The following is a 19,828-nucleotide window of genomic DNA, read 5'->3' as shown; positions in this document are numbered from 1 at the left end:
GTGTCGGCGGGCGGCGGTCCGCCCGCCCGCCCGCGCCGTCAGTCGATCCGGTAGACCCGTCGGGCGGTGTCGGCGAAGACCGACTGCCGGTGCGGTTCGGACAGTTCGGCGCAGGCGGCCCGGACCACCCCGAGCCAACGACGGTAGCCGGTGGCTAGCGTGGCCACCGGCCAGTCCCCACCGAACAGGCACCGGTCCGGCCCGAACTGGCGTAGCGCGTGGTCGAGGTAGGGCAGCAGATCGTGACCGAGCCAGCCACGGGACGATTCGGTGGCCAGCCCGGAGAGCTTGCAGACCACGTTCGGCAACTGCGCCATGCGGGCCAGGTCGTCGCGCCACTGGGCGGTGTCGCCGACAGCCACCGGCGGTTTGCCGAGATGGTCCAGGACGAAGGTGACCTCCGGTACCCGGGCCGCCAGCGCCGTCACCTCAGGCAGTTGGTGGTGCCGCACGCAGAGGTCGAAGCTGAGCCCGGCCTCGCCCAGCAGCCGGACCCCGGCGACGAAGTCGTCGGTGGTGGTGAAGCCGTCGGCTTCGTCCTGGAGGTTGCGGCGTACTCCGGTGACCAGCCGGTGGCGGCGTAGCGCGGCGATCCTGGCGCCGGTGTCGGCGCCCCGCTCCAGCGGCACGTGGGCCACCACCGCCCGGAGCATCGGCCATTCGGCGGCGAGCTGTTCGACCCAGTCGACCTCGGCGTCGGCGTCCGCCTCGGCCCGGCCGGCCTCGACGAACACCACCGCTTCGAGGTGGAATCCGCCCGATCCGAGCCCGGCGGTGGCGGTCGACAGATCCGCTGGCAGGTAGCTGCGCCGTAGCCCGGGGACCTGCGCCAACCACGGGTAGTCGAGCAGTCGTGGGTCCCACAGGTGCAGGTGGGAGTCGATGACCGTGACCGGCGGGTCACCGGATCGGTCAATCTTTGTCGATGGCACGCCGCTCCCGTCGGATGCTCGGTGGACAGGTCCATCCTGTCGCAGCCGGACCCAGGGGGAAAGAGCGGTCTGTCCGCTTGCCCGGGCGCGCCAAGGCAGCAGTGCCATGTCCGGGCGAGGGAGCCGGCCAATCTAACGGGACTGATCCCGATTTACCGCCTCAACGGACGATTTATCGAGTTACCGTCGGTTGACGTGCTGGGCGGGAGAGGCAGGCATGACGGAGCAGACCACGACGGTGGGTACGCCACAGCCGGCCCTGCCGCGCCCGGTGGCGCTGGGGACCGACGGCGCCACCCCCGGCCCGGTCCGCCCGGCGGTGCCGGGCAACTCGCTGACCCGGCTGCTGCGGACCACCGACGCCAAGCAGATCGGCCTGTTGTACCTCGGCACGTCCTTCGGCTACTTCATCGCGGGCGGCGTCATGGCCCTGCTGATGCGTGCCGAGTTGGCCCGACCCGGCATGCAGTTTCTCTCGCCGGAGCAGTACAACCAGCTGTTCACCATGCACGGCACGATCATGATGCTGCTGTTCGCCACCCCGCTGGTGTTCGGGTTCGCCAACTACCTGGTGCCGTTGCAGATCGGTGCCCCGGACGTGTCGTTTCCCCGGCTCAACGCGCTGGCGTACTGGCTCTATCTGCTCGGTGGGCTGCTGGTCATGGGGGGATTCCTGACGCCCGGCGGCGCTCCCGACTTCGGCTGGTTCGCCTACACCCCGTTGAGCCGGATGGAGCACACCCCGGGCGTCGGCGCCAACATGTGGATCGTCGGCCTGGTCGTCTCCGGCCTTGGCACCATCCTCGGCTCGGTCAACCTGATCGCCACCATCATCACCCTGCGCGCGCCGGGCATGACGATGTTCCGGATGCCGATCTTCACCTGGAACATTCTGATCACCGCCCTGCTGGTGGTCCTGGTGTTCCCGCTGCTGGCGGCGGCGCTGCTGGCGTTGCTCGCGGACCGGCTGCTCGGCGCACACGTGTACGCACCGCAGACCGGCGGCCCGATGCTGTGGCAGCATCTGTTCTGGTTCTTCGGCCATCCCGAGGTGTACATCGTCGCCCTGCCGTTCTTCGGCATCATCAGCGAGGTCATTCCGGTCTTCGCCCGCAAGCCGATCTTCGGCTACAAGGGCCTGGTGGCTGCGACGATCGCGATCGCCGCGTTGTCGATGAGCGTCTGGGCGCACCACATGTTCGGCACCGGGCAGGTGCTGCTGCCGTTCTTCGCCATGCTCAGCTTCCTGATCGCGGTCCCTACCGGGATCAAGTTCTTCAACTGGATCGGCACCATGTGGAAGGGGCAGTTGACGTTCGAGACGCCGATGCTTTTCGCCGTCGGCTTCCTGGTGACCTTCCTGCTCGGAGGGCTGACCGGGGTGCTGCTGGCCAGCCCACCGATCGACTTCCATGTCACCGACACCTACTTCGTCGTGGCCCACTTCCACTACGTTCTGTTCGGTACGATCGTCTTCGCGGCGTTTGCTGGAATCTATTTCTGGTTCCCGAAAATGACCGGCCGACTGCTCGACGAAGGGCTCGGCAAGGCACATTTCTGGACGATGTTCATCGGCTTCCACGCCACCTTTCTGGTCCAGCACTGGCTCGGCAGTGAGGGCTTTCCCCGGCGGTACGCCGACTATCTGCCGACCGACGGCTTCACCGTCCTGAACACGATCGCCACCATTGGATCGTTCATCCTCGGGGCGTCCACGCTGTTCTTCTTCTGGAACGTGTGGAAGTCGTACCGGTTCGGCGAGCAGGTGAGCGTGCACGACCCGTGGGGATTCGGCAACTCGTTGGAGTGGGCGACCACCTGTCCGCCGCCACTGCGCAACTTCGACCGGTTGCCCCGGATCAGGTCCGAACGCCCGGCCTTCGAGGCCAAGTACGGCCTGTTCGTCGCGGATCTCGGCCGGGACCTGCCGCAACGGGACACCGAGCCGCCGCAGCACCTCGTCGACGAACTGCACCGTGATCCGGCCGCCCACCGGATCGTCCCGCGCGGTCCGGCGCAGGGTCCGACCGACGTCGCCACCTTCGTACCGGACCCGGTGTCCGGTGCCCGGGCCGTCCAGGTGCCCCGGCCGGAACAGGTCCGCCGGCCCAGTTTCGAGCAGACCACCGAACCGGAGGACACCCTCGGTGCGCAACGCGGTCCGCAGGAACGACGATGGCGGCTTCCGTCAGCGGACGAGGACGAAGACTCCTGACCGACTCTGCGGTACGCACCGCCCGGCGGTCGCCGGGTGGCTGCTGCCGTACCGGTTCCTGGTGGGTTAGCCTCCGATCCCTGGTCGCCATGACTGCCGTGGAACCGCCGAGGAGGCGTAAACATGTTCGAGGAAGTCGCGGGAATCCCCGCCCATCCACTGCTGCTGCACGCGGCGGTGGTCTTCGTCCCGCTGCTGGCGTTGCTGGCGGTCGGGTACGCCCTGGTCCCGTTCATCCGTGCGCACACCCGGTGGGTGCTGGCCGTGCTGGCCATTGTCACGCCGATCGCCGCCCTGGTCACCAAGCTTTCCGGCGACGCGTTCCTGAGCCGGATGGACGCGGCCGGCCGGATCACCGAGAGTTTCCGGCCGGTGATCGAGGAGCACGAACAACTGGGGAACCTGACCCTGATCGCGTCGATCGTGCTGGCGCTCGCCACCTTGGCCCTGGTCTACCTGGTCGGTCCCCGGGTCGCCGCCGCCGCGCACAGCACGACCGCCACCGGCGCGCGCGGTAACGGGGTGCTTGCCCTGGTGGTGAAGGGTTTGGTCGTCGTCGCCGCCGGGGTAAGCCTCTACTTCGTGGTGCGGGCCGGCGACTCGGGGGCGAAAGCCGTCTGGACTGGCTACTGATCGTCACCAAGTGCTGGTTGGCTGCGTCGGCGTCACGGTGTCCGGATGCCGACTTGAAATTCCGGCCCGGCCAGTGAACTCTTCGCACTGAATCGCCGTTGGTGGGGATATGGGCACTGGGGCGTACCACACCGGTGGCCATTCGGTGACGGAGGAAAAGTGACGGTAAGTGCACGTAGTGAAGCTGTTCGGTCGGTACATGCGCCGAGTATCGGGCTGCTCGCCCAGATCACGGTCCTGCTGATCCTGGCGGCGACCAGTGGCCTCGGCGTGGCCGGCTGGTCGGCCGGACTGGTCTACGGCCTGGCGACCTGGGCGCTGCTCATCCGGGCGATGCAGCAGCCCGAGGTGGCCGGCTGGGGTCCGGCGGACAGCGTCACCCTGGCCCGGGGCACCCTGGTCGGCGCGGTGACCGCGCTGGTGGCCGACTCGTTCGTCGGTCCGGCTCCGGTCGCGCTGCTGGTGACCCTGGCGGCGGTGGCTTTGCTGCTCGACGGCGTAGACGGCCAGGTAGCCCGCCGGACCGGCACCTGCTCGCGGCTCGGCGCCCGGTTCGACATGGAAACCGACTCGGCGCTGGTCCTGGTGCTCAGCGTGTTCGTTGCCGCGTCGGTCGGCTGGTGGGTGCTGGCGATCGGGGTCTTCCGCTACGTGTTCGGCGCCGCCGCCCGGTTGCTGCCCTGGCTGCGGGCACCGCTACCGCCCCGGTTCAGCCGCAAGACGGTGGCCGCCACCCAGGGTGCCGTGCTGGTGCTGGCCGCCGCCGGGATCGCGCCGCCGGCCGTGGTCACCGCGTTGGTCGCCGGCGTGCTGGCCGCGCTGCTCTGGTCGTTCGGGCGGGACGTCCACTGGCTGTGGCGCGGCCGCGATCCTCAGGTCGACCGGTGGCAGGCGGAGCTCGCCGGCTGACCGGCCGACGTCACAGCCCGCCGGTCGCCGGCCCGCCCGGCAGCACCGCGTAGACGTCGCCCGAGTTGGCCTCGTGCGGCAGCGACCGAACATGATCGGCCATCTCCGCTTCCGACACCCACCGTCCGAAGGTCAGCCGCTGGCTCTCACCCAACGCGACGTCGAACCGGTAGTCGCCGAGCCCGGCCAACCGCCGCAGACAGCGCAGCGCCGTGTCCCGCTGGATCGTGGTGAACTCGAAGGACAGCGCCGGCAACGGCCGGGACAATCCGACGAGCACGGTCTCCTCGAACCCCTCGACGTCGATCTTGACGAACGCGGGCCGGCCGTACTCGGCGACCAGTTGGTCGAGAGTCGTCGCCGGCACCTCGATCTCGCCGTCCCAGACCTGGCCCTGCCAGCCGTCGGCACCGTCGGCGGCACCCACGAAGTCGGCCGACGCGGTGGAGACCGTGGGGTTGGCCGAGTTGATGTACATCCGTACCGGCCCGGCGGTGTCACCGCACGCCGCCGGCAGGACGGTCACCGCCGGATCGTCCGCGTAGACCAGCCGTACCGCGCGGGCACACAACGGCTGCGGCTCCACCGCCACCACTCGCGCGCCCAACCGCCGGAAGCTGCCGACCCGGTCGCCCACGTGCGCACCGATGTCGAAGACCAGATCGCCCGGTGCGATGAACCGCCGGTAGAGCAGGTCCATCGCGGCGTCCCGGTCCGGATCGCCGTAGTAGTACTCCAGCGACCGGCGCAACCCGGCGAGCTGCGGATCGGCGGCCAGCACCCGGGACGGCACAGCGGTGCGTGGCTGGTCAGCGGCGGTCACCGGTCGATGGTACGCCGCCCGTGTGGTTGCCTGGCGGTGAACGCCTCCCGGGTCAGGAACGCCAGCTGAGCACGCTTGTCGGACAACGCCAGCTCCACGTCGAACTCGAAGCCCAGCCGCTTCCAGCGGCGCAGCGCCCGGTCGTTGCGAACGTCCGGCTCGATGACGATCCGTCGCCGGCCCGGATCGGCGAACAGGTAGCGGGTGAACGCGTCCGCCACCGCGCCGGTGAACCCGGCGACCGGCCGCCGGGCCGGGGCGAGGAACAGATGGATCCCGATGTCACCGTCGCGCACCGGGTAGTGCTCGCCGAGCGGGTCCTCGGCCGGCAGGTAGGTCTGGAAGATGCCGACCGGTTCGTCGTCGACGGTCATCAGGTACGCGTGGTGCGAGTCCAGACCGTCGAGGAACCGGTAGATGTCGCCCACCTGTTCCCGGGTGTGCCCGGTCATCCCCCAGAACCGGGCCCGCTGCGCGGTGACCCAGCCGTACAGCAGGTCGAGGTCCTCGGTGGGGTCCAGCACCACCAGACGGAACCGGCCGATGCCGGGCAGTTGTTCGACGTACACGCTCGGCCGTACCGTCCCGCCGGGACCGGCGGTCCAGCGCACCGGCGCGACCGGGACCAGCTGACCTGCCGCCCACTGTGGCAGCTGGTCGGCGAAGTGCCGGTCACCGGGCCGTCCCGAGGCGCCGAACGGCACCACCCAGCGGCTCGCCGACGGGTCGGCGAGGTCCCAGACGTAGCGGGCCACCGGCCCGCGCCAGCACACGTCGGAGACACCGGGCACGCTGGAGGTGGCCAGGACGCTGCCAGTGTCGCCGTCGAGCGGGACCGGGCCGCCGAGCGCGTCGGTGGCCGGGTCGGCGGCGCCGGGCAGCACCCGTACCGGGTGCAGCAGGTGCCGGTCGCCCCACCGACCCGGCGGCGGCCCGTCGGCCAACTCGACCAGCGCGGCCACCGCGCAGCGGCCCGGGTCGCCACCCAGCCGGGGCAGCCCGTCGACCAGCCGGTCCAGCGCCAGCCCGATCCGGCCCACCGGGTCGGTCCACGGGGCGAACAGTTCGTCGAAGCCGGGTTCGGCGTGCAGCGGCCGCAGGCAGGGCTCGGCGGACAGCCGGTGGACCAACGCGGCCCGCCAGGCGGCGAACAGCCCGGCGTCGGCGCTGTCGGCCGCCATCCGGCCGTCCCAGTCGAGCAGCTTGTCGCGCAGCCGGCGCACCGTCCCGGGCTGGTCGGTCAGGTCCAGGCCGCGCAGCAGCCGGCGCAGCCCGGCCAGCGGCACCTGGGTGTCCATGTGCACCGACTCGGGTGCGGCCCCGCTGTCGACCAGCTGGCGGATCCGCCGGGCCCGGTGCGGTGCGGCGAAGTCGACGCCGAGGTCTGCGGTGTCGCCGCCGCGCCGGTCGTTGGCGTTGACCACCACATCGGACACCTCGGCGGCGGGCAGGGCGGCGTAGCCGGGTCGCCAGGCGTACCGGGGTGCCCAGCCGGGCACCGGCACCTGCCGGCACCGGTCGTCGCGCACCGGCACCCGGCCGGCGACCAGCCGGCGTACCGTGCCGGAGCGGTCGGCGACCAGCACGCTGTTGACCGGCTCCACCCAGTGCCGCAGTGCCCGTTCGACGTCGCCGACCCGGCGGGCCCGCAGCAGCGGCAGCAGCGCGTCGAAGCCCAGCGCCCCGCCGACCCGGCTCGGCGTCCGCAGGCTGATCGCCTCACCGGTGCGTCGGTCCACGTCGATCACCGGCCCGCGCGGGGTTTCGACCACCTCGACCGGCACCGGGTCGGCGTCGCGTACCTCGATCAGCTCGGTGTGCGCCGGCACCGGGCCCCAGCCGTCGGTTTGGCGGGCCAGGACCTGCCCGTCGACCCGGCGCAGCTGTTCGCGGTACAGGTCCTGGTAGTCGGCCATGGCGTTGGTGATCGCCCAGGCGACGTCGCCGGCGTGGCCGAAGTGCGGCAGCCCCGGTACGCCGGGGAAGGCGAACCCGAAGACGTCGAACTCGGGACAGGTCAGCTGCACCTGCTGGTAGACGTTGGGCAGCTCCAGGATCCGGTGCGGGTCGCCGGCGATGACCGGGGATCCGGTGCCGCTGTGCTGTCCGGTCAACGCCCAGGCGTTGCTGCCCGACGACGCGGGCGGCTCCATGGCGAACAGGTCGACCGCGGCCGGACCGAGGGTGGCGGTGACGTGCGCCCGCCACAGCTTGTTGCCGAAGGTGCCGAACAGCACGTGCTGCACCAGGAACACGCCGAGTGGGGTCCACGGCCGCCAGGTGCCGGCGGTGGTGGCGGTGGCGGCGAACTCGGGTGCCGCGACGGCGCCCTCGGCGAGACCGTCGTTGACGCCGTCGACGTACGCGCCCACCCAGCGGCGGGTCGCCGGGTCCAGCCGATGGAAGCAGCGTTCGGCGGTGTCGTCGAGGCGGACCCGGCGGGCGAACCGGTCCCAGCCGACCTCGGTTGGGCCGAGCCGGCTGGCCAACGCGCCCTCCGCGCGCCACCGCTCGACCTCGATCTGCCAGGCCCGGTCGGTGGCGGCGGTGTGCCCCTGCAGGTAGGCGAGGTCGTCGACGTCGGCCGCCCACAGGTGCGGTACGCCGTACCCGTCCCGGTGCACCCGCCCGGACCGGCCGGTGCCGTACCGGGCCGTCCCGGCGCCGGAGCCGGATGGAGCCGTCACGGGGCCGGCGCCGCGACGGCGGCGATCGGGTTGTCCTGCACTCCGACGAAGATCAACGACCCGGCCTGGTCGGTCAGGTCGACCATCTGCAGCGTGTTGCGCAGCTGCAACCGGTTCAGGCAGGAGTGCCGGAAGGTGGGCGCGAAGAGGTCCAACCGGTCCCTCAGCTGCGGGTGGTCGTCGCCGTGCTGACGGACGCACTCGGCGACCAGTTGCCAGAACCGGTCCGCCGGCAGCACACCGTCGGCGTCCAGGATCGCGGCGAGGAAACGCAGGAACCCGTCGAAGACGTCGGTGAACACGGCCAGGACCCGGAAGTTGTCGTCGACCGGCATCCGGATTCGTTCGACCGTGGCCGGCAGTTCCCGGTCGTGCATGGCGACGACCTCCTCGCCGATGTCCTTCATGAACACCCGGACCGGTACGTGGTTCTCCAGCACGAGGATCAGGTTCTCCCCGTGTGGCATGAACGCCAGGTCGTGGCCGAGCAGGCAGTGCAGCAGCGGGCGCAGGTAGGCCCGCAGGTACCGGGCCAGCCAGTCGGCGGCCGGCAGGCCGGACGCCGCGATCAGCGCGGTGGCCAGGTGCGCGCCGTCGCGGTCGCGGTGCAGCAGGCTGGCCATGGTGGCCAGCCGCTGCCCGGGCGCGATCCGGGGCACCGGGCTCTCCCGCCACAACGCGGCGAGCATGCGCTGGTACGCCGAGACCGGCGCCCCGCTGCGGTGGTACGCGTCCCCGGTGTAGCCGACCGACGCCAGCTCCCGCAGCACCTCGAACCCGCAGTCGCGCAGTGTGTCGTCGTCGGCGACCAGGTCGGCGACCCAGTCGTTGATCGGCGGGGTCGCCCGCATGTAGGCCGGGGACAGCCCGCGCATGAAGCCCATGTTCTGGATGGACAGTGCGGTCTTGACGTAGTGCCGGTGCGGGTGGTCGATGTTGAAGAAGGTACGGATCGACTGCTGCGCCCGGTACCGGTCCGGGCTCGTGCCGACCGGGACGATCGCCCGGGACGCCACGTCGGCGGCGAAGGTGACGCCGACCTTGTGTTCCCACTGCCACGGATGCACCGGCAGGTACCGGTAGTTGGCCGGGTCGAGGCCGAGGCCGCGCAGCTGGTCGGCGAACCGGTGCAGCGTCTCGGCACCCAGTTCGTCGAGGTAGTGGCTCTGCTCGTCGACGCCGTGGCCGGCGGTGAAGGTGCTGAGGTCGCGGCGTACCGCCAGCCAGACCAGCCGCACCGGGGTGCCGGCCTCCGGCGCGTACGCCTCGTGGTCGGCCAGGCCGAAGCCGATCCGGCCGTTGTTGGCGACGAACAGCGGGTGCCCCTCGGTCATCGCCGACTCGATGGTCTGGAAGTCGGCGTGCACCAGGTCGGCGGCGCGTTCCCGGCGGTGGTGGTGCTTCCAGGCGGCACCGGCCAGGGTAGCGCTGATCTCCTCCAGGTAGGTGCCGAGCAGCTTCGCCGGGATGCCCAGCGTCTCCCGCAGTTCGACGACGAGGTCGAGGGCGTCCAGCTCCGCTGGGGTGCCGTCGACCTCGCGGGTCAGCGACGCGGGGTCGATCAGCCAGTGGTCGAGAGCGTACCGGCGGGCCCGGAACCGGTACGCGACCCGGTCGTCGGTCGTCAGCTGGTACCCGTCGCCGCCGGGGCCGGCCGGGAGCGTGTCGTCGGGTCGGGGCTGGATCAGCCGTTCGTGGCTGAACTCGGCGATGGCCTTGGCGACCAGCTGGCGGTGGGCGGCCGCGATCGGGCCCGGCGCGAGGTGGGCGGGGGGTGTCATTGGGCTCTCCGTGGCTGGTCCGTCGGTACCGCCCAGCCGGCTGGCACTGAACGCGGACCGGGAACAGAAGCTGAGCCGGGCCTGCTTGTCGGACAGTTGGATCAGCCGGTCGACGACGAAGCCGGCTTCGGCGTTCTTCACGGCGATCGCCTCGTTGCGTACGTCGGGCTCGACGACGACCCGGTGGTGCGCCGGGTCGGCGAAGACGAAGGCCATCACCGTCCGCATCACCGCCGACGTCACCCCGTGCCGGGGCTCGCCGTCCGGCGGTGCGACCAGCACGTGCATCCCGACGTCGCCGGGCTGTACGGGGTAGTGGTCGGCGAGTTCGCTGTGTGCGGGTTCGTAGGTCTCGGTGAGGAACAGCGGTACGCCGTCGAGTCGGCCGAGCCACGCGTGATGGTGCGGGTTGGCGTCGATGCGCTGGTACTCGCGCCGTACGGTGTCGAGGTCGGCGTCGGGCATCCCCCAGAACACCGACCGGGGGTGGGTGATCCAGGCGTGCAGCAGGTCGGCGTGACCGGCGACGTCGAGCGGTTCGACGGTCATCCGGCCGAGCGGGTCGTCGATGGTGAACATGGTCGTCGTGGCGGCGGTCACCGGATGAGCGCCTCCTGCCGCTGCGTGGCCACCGGACCGGTAGCGGCCGCCGGTGCCGACGGTGTGTTGCTGTCCGACGGTGCGCCGAAGTGCTGAAAGGCGATCTTGCGCTCGATCGGGTAGACCTCGCGGCCGAGCATGTTGGCGATGATCACCGAGTTGCGGTAGGGGCCCATGCCCAGGTCGGGTGCGGTGAGGCTGTGGGTGTGCTCCTCGGCGTTCTGCACGAAGATCTCCCGGTCGCCGTGGTCGACGGTGTAGCCGAGCGCCACGTCGAACCGGCCCCGCTCGTCCCACCGGATTCGGTCACGGACCGGGTCCAGGAACGCCGGCACGGCCGGCCGGTAGCCGGTGGCGAGCACCAGGCCGTCGGTGTCCATGGTGAAATCGCGGTCCTGCTCCTGGTGGTGCAGGGCGAGCCGGTACCGTCCGGTGTCGGGGTCCCAGTCGGCGCCGGTCAACGCGGTCCCGGTGAGCAGGGTGGTCGGCACCGGGCCGGCGACGTCCTTGCGGTACAGCGTGTCGAAGATGGTGTCCACCAGGTCGCCGCTGATGCCCTTGTAGAGGCTGCGCTGGTCCCGGTTGAGCCGGTCCCGGCTGGCCGCCGGCAGCCCGTGGAAGTAGCGGACGTACTCCGGTGAGGTCATCTCCAGGGTGAGCTTGGTGTACTCCATCGGGAAGAACCGGGGCGACCGGGTGACCCAGTTGAGCTGGTAGCCGTGGGTGTCGATCTCCTCCAGCAGGTCGAGGTAGATCTCCGCGGCGCTCTGCCCGCTGCCGACCACGGTGACCGACCCGAGGCTCTGCAGCCGGGCCTTGTCCGGCAGGTAGTCGGCGCTGTGCACGGCCGGGCCGGGCAGGTCCCGGACCACCGCCGGGCGGTACGGCACGGTACCGATGCCGAGCACCAGCCGCCGGGTCCGCAGCGTCGTCGTCGCCCCGGTGCCGGCCTCGGTGACCCGTACCAGGTAGTCGCCGGTCGCGGCGTCGTGCTCGACCCGGTCGACCCGGCTGCCGAACCGGACGTTGGGCAGCTGGGCGGCCGCCCAGCGGCAGTACGCGTCGTACTCGGCGCGTAGCGGGTAGAAGTTCTCCCGGATGTAGAAGCGGTAGAGCCGGCCGGTCTGCTTCAGATAGTTGAGGAACGAGTACGGCGACGTCGGGTCGGCCATTGTCACCAGGTCGGCCAGGAACGGTACCTGGATGGTGACTCCCTCGATCATCAGCCCGGGGTGCCAGGCGAACTCGTCGCGCTGCTCCAGGAACACCCCGTCCAGGTCGTCGACCGGCGCGGTCAGGCAGGCCAGGCCGAGGTTGAACGGCCCGAGCCCGACGGCGACGAAGTCATACGTTCGCATTGGCGCACACCTCCGGGGTGACCGGCTCCGGGGCGATCAGCGCCGGATCCCATTCGGCGTCGAGCAGCTCCTGGCCGGTGCGGCGGATCAGCTCGATCACGGTACGCAGGTCGTCGACGGTGGTGTTCGGGTTGAGCAGCGTGAACTTGAGCCAGTAGTGCCCGTCGACGACGGTGCCGGCGATGATCGCGGCGCCGTCGGCGAACAGCCGAGCCCGCAGCCGGGGCAGCAGCCGGTCGCAGTCCTCCACCGGTAGCCAGTCAGGTCGGTACCGGAACAGCACGGTGCTCAGCACCGGTCGCATGACCAGCTCGAAGTCGTCGCTTTCGCGGAGCAGACCGTAGGCCTGCTGGGCCAGGTAGACGACCTGGTCGAACATCTCGCCGAGCTGGTCGGCGCCGATCGCCCGCAATGTCATCCACAACTTCAGGGCGTCCAGCCGGCGGGTGGTCTGCAGGCTCTTGTCGACCTGGTTCGGCACGGTCGCCGTTCGCGGGTTCAGGTAGTCGGCGTGCACCGCGACCCGCCGCATGGTCGGCGCGTTCCGGACGATGATGGCGCTGGAGCTGATCGGTTGGAAGAAGCTCTTGTGGAAGTCGACGGTGACCGAGTCGGCGGCGGCGATGCCGTCGAGCAGGTGCCGGTGGCGGGTGGAGATCAGCAGACCACAGCCGTACGCCGCGTCGACGTGCAGCCACACCGCCCGGTCGCGGCAGATGGTGCCGATCGCGGCGAGCGGGTCGACGCAGCCGCGGTCGGTGGTGCCGGCGGTGGCGACGACCGCCATCGGCACCAGGTCCTGGTCGAGCAGCCGATCGATCTCGGCGTCGAGCGCCACCGGGTCCATCCGGCCGGTGCCGTCGGTGGCGACCGGGACGACCGCGTCGGCGGCGAGTCCGAGTAGACCGGCGGACTTGCTGACGCTGAAGTGGCTCTCCGCCGTGGCCAGGACCCGCAGCCGGGGCAGCATCGTGGCCCGGTCGGCGTCGGCGCGGACCAAACGGTCCTCCCGGGCCAGTAGCAGGCCGTGCAGGTTCGACTGGGTGCCGCCGCTGGTGAAGACGCCGTCGGCGGTCGGACCGAATCCGATCCGCTCGGCCGTCCAGGCGATCAGCCGCCGCTCGATCAGCGTGCCGGTGGTGCTCTGGTCCCAGGTGTCGACCGAGGTGTTGACGGCGGCGAGCAGCAGTTCGGCGTTGAGCGCGGGAATCGCCACCGGGCAGTTCAGGTGGGCCAGGTAGGTGGGTTCGTGGAACCACACCGCGTGGTCCAGATACAGGCCGGCGACCTCGTCCAGTGCGGCGTCGGTGGTGCCGAGCGGTGCGTCCAGGTCGACGCTGTCGACCTTGGCCTGCAGTGGTGCCACGGCGTCGCCGGAGTACGGCTGGCGGACCGCCCGTACACGGTCGGCGAGGACCGCCGCGGTCCGGTCGATGCTGGACACGTAGGCGTCCACGGTGTGCCGGCCGAACAGATGCGGGTACATTGGTCTCTCCAACACCGCCTCCATAAGGGTAACCTAACCTAACTTAGGCGAGGCTACTGGGAGGGCCGGTGAAACGGAACTGGGCAGGACCCCTTCTCCACGGGGCACGGGGCCGGCGGGCGCGTCCCATGCCCCTCGGCGGGACCGCTGTCGTGCGTCGTGACCAGCGGATTCATGCCGCCAGCGGAGGCCGAGCGGACGCTTGTGACCTGCGTCCCACCAGGTGGATTCCGGGGTGGCCGTTCGGCGTCGGCGGGAGGGCGGCCGGATGACCGCTGCCGTCGCCGCCCGCGGGCGGACCATGTCGATCCTGACCGCGCTGTACGTCACCCAGTACCTGGGATTCGGGTTCATCACCGTCGGGCTGGCCAGCATCCTGCGGTCCGGCGGCACCTCGCTGGACACTCTCGCGCTGCTCAACCTGATCGGCCTGATCTGGCCGGTCAAGTTCCTCTGGGCGCCGATCCTGGACCGGTACGGCCCACGGCGTGGCGGCCACTACCGCTCCTGGCTGCTGGTGCTGCAGAGCGGCATGGTGCTGGCCCTGCTGGCCCTGCTCGCCGCCGACCCGGCGACCGGGCGGATCGGCCCGATCGTGCTGATCTGCGCGCTGTTCGTGTTCCTGTCCGCCACCCAGGACATCGCCGCTGACGCGATCGCGGTGCGGATGCTGGCCGACTCGGTCCGGGGCACCGGAAACGGGATCCAGGTGTCGGCGAGCTACGTCGGCAACATTCTGGGCGGCGGCGTCTGCGTGGTGGTCTACGACCGGTTCGGCTGGCAGGCGGCGGTCGGCCTGCTCGCCGCGCTCACCGCGACCGGTCTGCTGGTGGTGTGGCGGTTCCGCGAGCCCGAGCGGATCGCCCGGCCGGCCGGGGCGCGTCAGGCGTACGGCGCGCTGCTGTCCGTCCTCGGCCAGCCCGGCTGCCGCCGCTGGGCCCTCGGCGTGGTGCCGCTGCTCTACATGGGAGCCGGTGCGGCGTACGGACTGGTGTCGCCGGCCCTGGTCGACGCCGGCTGGTCGTTGCAGCGGATCGGTTTCGTCACCGGGATCGTCACCAGCGTCCCGGCCGTCGTCGCCGGGCTGGTGGCCGGCGGCCTGGTCGACCGGATCGGCCGGGCCGGGGTGCTGGTGGTCGGTGGCGGGTCGCTGGCCGTCGCCACGGCGCTGCTGCTGCCGATGCTCACCGGCCGGGCCGCCGGCGGTTTCACCAAGGTCGCGTTGTGCTGCTTCATGGCCGCGTACACGGTGGCGAACGTCGCGCTGTACACGGTGAACATGGACTACTCCCGGCCGGGCACCGGGGGTACCGACTTCACGGTGCTGTCGTCGTTCGGGCTGGTCTGTTCCTACCTGGCCGCGGCGCTCGGCCTGACGGCGGCGGCCCGGGTCGGCTACCCGGCGGTCGCGGTGGCCGCGATCGTGCTGATCCTCGCCGGAGTCGCCGTCGGCGTCCGCCACCAGCACCGGTACCGGCCGGCGACCGGCCCGGAGCCGTTCCCGGAACCGACCGGATCACCAGGGCAACGGTCGGACGAACATGGCGTGCTGGCGCCAGCCGGGGAAGGGCACCAGGTCGCCGACGTGCTGCCAGCCCAGCACCCGCATGCTGCGCAGCACCCGGGAGTTGGAATCGGCGACCGCCAGTGAGGCCCGTTCCTCGGTTCGGCTGGCCAGCAACTGGGAGAACAACGCCACGCCGACCTGCTGACGTTGGAACTCGGGCAGCACGAACGCCTCACAGACGGCGAAGGTCCGGCCCGGCCACTCCCGGGCGAGGTCCGGGTCGGCGGCCGACCGCAGGTCGCGCCACCAGAGTGTCTCCGGTGGCAGCGGACAGCCCATCACCGTTCCGGCCAGTTGGTCGCCGACGTAGCCGACGGTGGCGGCGAATCCGGGTGCCTGCGCCGTCCACTCCAGCCGTTGCTCCACCGACGGCTCGGTGTGATCGGTCAGGTGCAGGTCCTTGGCGTGCACCTGGCGGTACACCTTTGCGAGATCGTCGATCTGCACCCGGTCGGTCAGCACCACCCGGTGGCGTGCGGCGCCGGCATCCGTCGTGTGGTCGAGGCCCATGCCACTCCCTTCGTCGATGAGGTGAGCCTAACCTAACTGGATGACCGGATTCTGCCAAGGCCGCCGGTTCCGCCGACCGGCTGCCGGTAGCCGACCGCCGCCGGGGTCGCCTGCGGAACGACCCGGTGCCCGACCAGCAACCGGTGCAGACCGATCACGATGGCGGCGACCAGGACCGCGTTGCGGGCGGCCAGCAGCACGGCCCCCGGCCAGCTTGGCGTGCCGATCACATCGGGATAGAACCACGGAAAGTAGGCGCTGGTCAGTACGGTCGCCCCGACGATCAGCACGGCCGGTGCCCGTTGGGTGGTGTCCCGGCGGGTCAGACAGACCGCGGCCAGCCCGAGCAGCCAGAGCAGATACTGCGGGGAGAGCACCCGGCTGGTGACCACCGCCACCCCGACGGCCAGCAGCGCCAGGTCGAAGCCGACCGTCGGGGTCCAGTCGATCCGGCGCCCCCGGAACAGCCACCACCAGCCGAGCAGACCCAGACCGGCGAGGGTCGCAGCGGGCAGCACGGCGGAGACCGAGGTGGCGACCGGGTGGATGAACTCCATCGCGCCGTAGCTGTACTGCACCACGATCGCCGGATCGGCGACCCGGGCCAGGACCAGCGGGGTGGCGGCGACCGACTCGACCTGGAGCCCACGGTCCACCTGGTTGTCCGAGAAGCCGGACCAGGCGCCGGCATATGAGACGGTCAGCACGGCGCCCAGCACGGCCGTCGCGGTCACGAAGCCGATCGACATGGGGCGCAGCCCGCGCAGCGGCCGAGCGGTGATCAGCAACATCGCCGGCCAGACCTTGGCCAGCGCACCGACCGCCAGCGTCGCACCGGCCAGCGCCGGCCGGCGGACCGTGGCGGCCAGCGCGACCACCGCCGGCGCGGTGACGAAGATGTCGTACCGGGCGTAGGTCAGCAGGCTCAGCAGCGGTACGGCGAGCGCCCAGCACAGCGCGCCGGCGATCCGGTTTCCGCCCCGGGACAGCCGGATCAGGGCCAGCAGGACCACCAGGTCCGCGCCGAGGGCGAACAGGACGAAGACCGTGGTGTAGCCGGTCCGCGTCGACTCGGCGACCCAGCCGACCGCGACGAACAACGCCGCCGCGCCCGGCGGATACTGCCACATCGGGTCGGCGCCCGGCACCCGGCCGTCGCGCAGCTGCCCGCTCCACCGTCGGTACAGGTCGACGTCGGCGAACACCTCACCGGCGTCCAACCCGGGAACGAGTTGTGCGTAGACCGCCATCAGCGCGGCCCGGGTGACCAGCCACACCAGTACCGTCGCCGGCACCGCCCACCGGCTCTGTAGGAGTCTCATCCGCGTCGGCAGCGTCAGCTCGACGGCGGTGCGACCAGCTGCGGGCCGGGCCGACCGCGCAGCACCCGCAGCGCGACGGCCGGGCGGACCACCGCAGACAACGGTGCGACCAGGTGGAACACGTCGGTCAGGACGCGCTGCACGTACGGATCGCGGTTGGCGACGTCGGCCGCCCGGTCCAGGTACCAGCGGGACAGCACACCGCCGCGCCGCGGTCGTGGCCCGACGGTCGTCGGGTACCGCAGGTCGGCGCCGGTGGCGATCAGCCAGGCGGTCTCGCTGCAGCCGGCCACCCGGGCCTGCGCCGCGCGGCCCAGCGTGCCACCGCTGTCGCGCAGCTGCTCGGCCAGCACCACCGCCGTCCGGGCGGCCACGGCCATCCCCTGGCCGTAGACCGGGTTGAAGGTGCACGAGGCGTCGCCGACCACCGCGAACCCGTCCGGCCAGCGTGGCATCGTCTCGTATCGGCGGCGATGGTTCGCGGTGTTGCGGAACCCGTGGATCGGTGAGTCGGGCGTGGCGTCGCGGATCGCCTGGTGGATCAGCGGGCTGCGCAGCCCACGGGCGAACTCCAGGAAACCGGCCTCGTCGGTCGGCGGGTGGTCGCCGCCCAGGCCGCCGAGGGTCACCATCCACCGTCCGTTCTCGATCGGATAGATCACCCCGCCCCGACCAGACCGGGGCGGCTGCGGCATCACCACGATGTTCTTCCACCCGGCACTGGCCCCCGGCGGCAGCAGGTAGCGCCGACTCGCGTAGCCGAGCCCGGCGTCGACCCGGGTCTCGTCGGGGCGGCCGTAGCCGAGCTCGGCCAACCAGTCCGGCGCGTGCGAGCCGCGGCCGCTGGCGTCCACCACCAGGTCGGCCGGCAGGCTCCGGTCGGCGGCACCCGCCGCGCGGGGACGCATCCGTACGCCGGTGACCGCGTCGCGGCCGTCGGCGCCGAGTAGCCCGATCACGTCATGGGACGGCTCGAACCGGATCCGTGGATCGGCGGCCAGCCGTTGGCGGACCGCCCAGTCGAGCAGCTCCCGGCTGGTCCCGACCAGCTGGTGGGTCGCCGGGAACCGTTCCCGCCACCCGGTCGGCGCCAGGTACAGGACGTCGGTCGGCGCGTCGACCCGAACCGCGCCGGCGGCGTGCAGTTCGGCGATCAGGCCGGGGAAGAGCTGATCGAGCGCACGCTGCCCGGCGGTGATCAGCACGTGCAGGTGGTGCGCCTGCGGGACGCCGGCGCGGACCTGCGGCGCGTCGGGGAACCGGTCCCGGTCGACCACGGTCACCCGGTCGACGTGGTCGGCGAGTGCGCGGGCCGCGCACAGCCCGGCGAGACTGCCACCGATGACGACTGCGTGCCGGGCGGCGGAAACGGATCGGGCCATGCCGCTATCTTCGCTGATCGGTCCGATGTGCACCACCGGGCATCCGCCGGTACACCGGGGCGAGTCGGCGGTGCAGCTCCCGGTAGACGTCGAAGAGTTCGTCGTAGCGGACGCGGTGCGCCGCCGTCGGGGCGAACACCTGGTCGCTCCGCAGCAACGCCGGGATCTGCCCGAACGTCAGCTGCCCGGTGCCGACCGCGCCGATCCAGCCGGCGCCACGGGCGTTGACCGCGACCGGGTCCGGGTCCCGACGCACCTCGACGCCGAGCACGTCGGCGAAGATCTGGCACCAGGCCGTCGACCGGGCACCGCCACCGGTGACGGTCAACGAGGTCACCGGGGTGCCGAGGAACCGGTCGACCGCCGCCGACAGCCACCGGGTGTTCAACGCGACGCCTTCGAAGACGGCCCGCAGCAGATCGGACCGGTTGGTGTCGAGCGAGATGTTGACGAACGCGGCACGCAGGTCCGGATCGTCGACCGGCGCGCGTTCGCCGTACAGCCACGGCAGGTAGAGCACCCCGTTGGCGCCGGCCGGCACGGTCGGCAGGATCGCGTCGAACGCGTCGAAGATCGACGTCTCGTCGGTGGCGAGGCGGCCGGCGCCGACCAGCGGGTCGTCGTACTCGACGATCTTGTCCTTCAGCCAGGTCAGGTTCGCCCCGGCGGTGGCCTGCAGCGCGGTCATCAGGTACCGGTCGCCGATCGCGCACGGCACGGCGGCGATCTGCGCGACCGGGTCGGTCTTCTTGCGGCGCACGTGCGCCGCGATCCACGACGAGGTGCCCAGGTACAGGTGCGGGTCGTCGTCGGCGGTGGTGCCGGCACCGATCGCCGCCGCCGTGGTGTCGATCGCCCCGGCCACCACCTGGACGGTCGGCGGCAGACCGAGGTGGGCGGCGGCGTCCGGGTGCAGCGTGCCGATCACCTCGGTGCAGGCCACGATCGGCGGCAGTTTGTCCGCGTCGATGCCGCAGTCGGCGACCAGGGCGGGAGAGTAGCGGACCCGGTCGGGTCGGCGGTTGTCCGTCACCCAGGAGGTGAGGATCGAGTCGACCGTGGCCACCGTACGGCCGGTCAGCTTGAGGTTGATCCAGTCCAGCGCGTTGAGGAAGGTCGCGGTCCGCGCGTACACCTCGGGCATGGTGTCGCGGACCAGCAGCATGTGCGCGGCCGGGTCCTTGCCGGTGGTGGAGGGCATCCCGCCGGTCAGCCGCAGCCAGCGCACGATCCGGCGGACCGCCATCCCGCCGTACGCCGGGAAGCCGCCGAACTGCCGCCGCAGGTGCGCCGCGCCGCGCATGTCCAACCAGGTGATGCAGCGGGTCAGTGGCGCCCCGGCGGCGTCCACCGCGATGGTCCCCTCGCCCTGGGTGGACGAGCAGACGGTGGTGACCGCGCGCAGGTGCTCCGGGTGGGCCCGGCCGAGGTCGGCGACCACTTCGCCGAGCGCCGTCCACCAGGCCTGCGGGTCCTGTTCGGCGCCGCCGCCGGGCAGCACCAGCAGCGGCACCGGGCGCTGCGCCCAGCCGGTCACCGTACCGTCGGCGGCGACCAGCGCGGCCTTCATCCCCGAGGTGCCCAGGTCGATCGCCAGCACCTGCGGTGGGACGGCCGACACCG

The 19,828-nt window shown here is 71.5% G+C and carries 13 protein-coding genes and 2 pseudogenes; 4 read left to right on the top strand and 11 right to left on the bottom strand.

Annotated features, from left to right (window positions below):
- Positions 1 to 38 precede the first annotated feature (38 nt).
- On the bottom strand, positions 39 to 932 hold the full coding sequence (locus O7629_RS14195) for an amidohydrolase family protein (protein WP_278169695.1): 894 nt from the start codon (positions 930 to 932) through the stop codon (positions 39 to 41).
- 217 nt (positions 933 to 1,149) lie between these two features.
- Here O7629_RS14195 and ctaD point away from each other — a divergent pair, with 217 nt between their 5' ends.
- The 3 genes from ctaD (at position 1,150) to O7629_RS14180 (ending at position 4,689) form a co-directional block, all read left to right on the top strand.
- Positions 1,150 to 3,147 (top strand): cytochrome c oxidase subunit I, encoded by a 1,998-nt coding sequence (ctaD, locus tag O7629_RS14190; protein WP_278169694.1) that lies wholly within the window; start codon positions 1,150 to 1,152, stop codon positions 3,145 to 3,147.
- Positions 3,148 to 3,270: 123 nt separating this feature from the next.
- Complete coding sequence (locus O7629_RS14185; RefSeq protein ID WP_278169693.1) at positions 3,271 to 3,780, top strand: hypothetical protein; 510 nt, start codon at positions 3,271 to 3,273, stop codon at positions 3,778 to 3,780.
- A gap of 159 nt (positions 3,781 to 3,939) precedes the next feature.
- Entirely contained in the window at positions 3,940 to 4,689 is a 750-nt protein-coding gene (locus tag O7629_RS14180) for a CDP-alcohol phosphatidyltransferase family protein (RefSeq protein WP_278169692.1), read from the top strand.
- A gap of 10 nt (positions 4,690 to 4,699) precedes the next feature.
- Here the strand turns inward: O7629_RS14180 and O7629_RS14175 are convergent, their stop codons facing one another.
- From O7629_RS14175 to O7629_RS14150, 6 genes and pseudogenes are all read right to left on the bottom strand, one after another.
- Positions 4,700 to 5,482 carry an FkbM family methyltransferase gene (locus O7629_RS14175; RefSeq protein WP_278174524.1) on the bottom strand — a complete coding sequence of 261 codons (783 nt, stop codon included), beginning with the start codon at positions 5,480 to 5,482 and terminating at the stop codon, positions 4,700 to 4,702.
- Positions 5,483 to 5,508: 26 nt separating this feature from the next.
- Positions 5,509 to 6,036, bottom strand: a complete 528-nt coding sequence (locus O7629_RS14170; RefSeq protein ID WP_278174523.1) for a GNAT family N-acetyltransferase — start codon at positions 6,034 to 6,036, stop codon at positions 5,509 to 5,511.
- Positions 6,037 to 6,129: 93 nt separating this feature from the next.
- Positions 6,130 to 8,136, bottom strand: a pseudogene (locus O7629_RS14165) (penicillin acylase family protein); the annotation flags it as partial.
- Positions 8,137 to 8,195: 59 nt separating this feature from the next.
- On the bottom strand, positions 8,196 to 10,529 hold the full coding sequence (locus O7629_RS14160; protein WP_278174522.1) for a GNAT family N-acetyltransferase: 2,334 nt from the start codon (positions 10,527 to 10,529) through the stop codon (positions 8,196 to 8,198).
- A gap of 47 nt (positions 10,530 to 10,576) precedes the next feature.
- Positions 10,577 to 11,938, bottom strand: coding sequence for a SidA/IucD/PvdA family monooxygenase (locus tag O7629_RS14155; RefSeq protein WP_278169691.1), 1,362 nt, complete (start codon positions 11,936 to 11,938; stop codon positions 10,577 to 10,579).
- A complete protein-coding gene (locus O7629_RS14150; RefSeq protein ID WP_278169688.1) occupies positions 11,925 to 13,424 on the bottom strand; it encodes an aspartate aminotransferase family protein in 1,500 nt (499 codons plus the stop codon). Before O7629_RS14150 ends, O7629_RS14155 begins: the two co-directional genes overlap by 14 nt.
- 268 nt (positions 13,425 to 13,692) lie before the next feature.
- Between O7629_RS14150 and O7629_RS14145 the strand changes: the two genes are divergently transcribed.
- Positions 13,693 to 15,075: an MFS transporter gene (locus O7629_RS14145; protein ID WP_278169686.1), complete on the top strand. Its 1,383-nt coding sequence runs from the start codon at positions 13,693 to 13,695 to the stop codon at positions 15,073 to 15,075.
- 3 nt (positions 15,076 to 15,078) lie between these two features.
- On the opposite strand, the pseudogene O7629_RS14140 reads toward O7629_RS14145, so the two are convergent.
- The 4 genes and pseudogenes from O7629_RS14140 to O7629_RS14125 all read right to left on the bottom strand — a co-directional run.
- Positions 15,079 to 15,501: pseudogene (locus O7629_RS14140) on the bottom strand (N-acetyltransferase); the annotation flags it as partial.
- 32 nt (positions 15,502 to 15,533) lie between these two features.
- On the bottom strand, positions 15,534 to 16,823 hold the full coding sequence (locus O7629_RS14135; RefSeq protein ID WP_278169684.1) for a glycosyltransferase family 87 protein: 1,290 nt from the start codon (positions 16,821 to 16,823) through the stop codon (positions 15,534 to 15,536).
- 14 nt (positions 16,824 to 16,837) lie between these two features.
- A complete protein-coding gene (locus O7629_RS14130) occupies positions 16,838 to 18,205 on the bottom strand; it encodes an FAD-dependent monooxygenase (protein ID WP_278169683.1) in 1,368 nt (455 codons plus the stop codon).
- A 4-nt stretch (positions 18,206 to 18,209) separates the two neighbouring features.
- Positions 18,210 to 19,826 (bottom strand): FGGY-family carbohydrate kinase, encoded by a 1,617-nt coding sequence (locus O7629_RS14125; RefSeq protein WP_278169681.1) that lies wholly within the window; start codon positions 19,824 to 19,826, stop codon positions 18,210 to 18,212.
- Positions 19,827 to 19,828 lie beyond the last annotated feature (2 nt).

The organism is Solwaraspora sp. WMMD792, from assembly GCF_029626105.1.
GTDB lineage: Bacteria > Actinomycetota > Actinomycetes > Mycobacteriales > Micromonosporaceae > Micromonospora_E.
Note: the sequence above shows the minus strand (reverse complement) of the source record. Positions and strands in the feature narration are given on the sequence as shown.

Excerpts from the sequence above, each read along its gene's own strand:
- O7629_RS14145 (WP_278169686.1), top strand. The coding sequence starts at position 13,693 with ATGACCGCTGCCGTCGCCGCCCGCGGGCGGACCATGTCGATCCTGACC.
- O7629_RS14135 (WP_278169684.1), bottom strand. The coding sequence starts at position 16,823 with ATGAGACTCCTACAGAGCCGGTGGGCGGTGCCGGCGACGGTACTGGTG.
- O7629_RS14130 (WP_278169683.1), bottom strand. The coding sequence starts at position 18,205 with ATGGCCCGATCCGTTTCCGCCGCCCGGCACGCAGTCGTCATCGGTGGC.
- O7629_RS14185 (WP_278169693.1), top strand. The coding sequence starts at position 3,271 with ATGTTCGAGGAAGTCGCGGGAATCCCCGCCCATCCACTGCTGCTGCAC.
- O7629_RS14160 (WP_278174522.1), bottom strand. The coding sequence starts at position 10,529 with ATGACCGTCGAACCGCTCGACGTCGCCGGTCACGCCGACCTGCTGCAC.
- O7629_RS14150 (WP_278169688.1), bottom strand. The coding sequence starts at position 13,424 with ATGTACCCGCATCTGTTCGGCCGGCACACCGTGGACGCCTACGTGTCC.
- O7629_RS14155 (WP_278169691.1), bottom strand. The coding sequence starts at position 11,938 with ATGCGAACGTATGACTTCGTCGCCGTCGGGCTCGGGCCGTTCAACCTC.
- ctaD (WP_278169694.1), top strand. The coding sequence starts at position 1,150 with ATGACGGAGCAGACCACGACGGTGGGTACGCCACAGCCGGCCCTGCCG.